Below are 408 nucleotides of genomic sequence, written 5' to 3' on the forward strand. Positions count from 1 at the left end.
GCCAAAGGTGACGGTGACGTTCTGGCCGGCTTCCACGTTTGTGGTGGCGCCGGAGAGCGTCAGGTCCGCGCCCTGCTCGGTGGCGTTGATCACGTCGTCGGCGGTCACGCTGTTAATGGTCACCACCGGCGCGGCGGTGTTGACCGTCACATCGTGGGTGGCCGAGCCGCTGTTGCCTGCGGCGTCGGTCACGGTCACTGACACAGTGGTGGTGCCGTCGTTCAGGGCGGTGATATCCGCCGCCGGAACGCCGACGCTCCAGTTGCCGGATGCGTCCACCACCGTGGTGTAGGTTTTGTTGTTAATGGTGACCACGACCGCATCACCTGCCGCCGCACCGCTGACGGCGCCGCTGACCATCTGCGTCTGGCCGTGTTCGGCGCTGTTGATGATGTCGTCCGTCGCCAC

The 408-nt window shown here is 65.9% G+C and carries 1 protein-coding gene; it reads right to left on the bottom strand.

Features of this window, described 5'->3' with window-relative positions; translation table 11 throughout:
- Nucleotides 1-408 (bottom strand): Ig-like domain-containing protein (locus OGY07_RS00020; protein WP_286597885.1); only part of this gene is annotated, 408 nt, incomplete at both ends.

Source organism: Citrobacter sp. Cs237, from assembly GCF_030332325.1.
Taxonomy (GTDB): domain Bacteria; phylum Pseudomonadota; class Gammaproteobacteria; order Enterobacterales; family Enterobacteriaceae; genus Citrobacter_A; species Citrobacter_A sedlakii.